Below are 255 nucleotides of genomic sequence, written 5' to 3' on the forward strand. Positions count from 1 at the left end.
GTACGCTGCACGCCTTCGCCGGGCAGGCGGCCGTCGCGCTGGAGCTGGCCGAGACCCGCCGCGACGCCGAGCGGCTCGGCCTGCTGGAAGACCGCGACCGCATCGCCAAGGACCTGCACGACGTGGTAATCCAGCGCCTGTTCGCCGTGGCCATGACGCTGATGAGCGCCGTACGCCTGGTCGAGCGGCCGGAGGCCTCCTCCCGGCTGCAGAGCGCCATCGACGAGCTGGACACCACCATCCGGCAGATCCGCT

The 255-nt window shown here is 71.8% G+C and carries 1 protein-coding gene; it reads left to right on the forward strand.

All coding sequences use genetic code 11. The features are described from left to right. The coding region (locus tag QSK36_RS43330; protein ID WP_285786467.1) for a histidine kinase at positions 1-255 on the forward strand (255 nt) is incomplete at both ends.

The organism is Microbispora sp. NBRC 16548, from assembly GCF_030268985.1.
In the GTDB taxonomy this organism is placed as follows: Bacteria; Actinomycetota; Actinomycetes; order Streptosporangiales; family Streptosporangiaceae; genus Microbispora; species Microbispora catharanthi.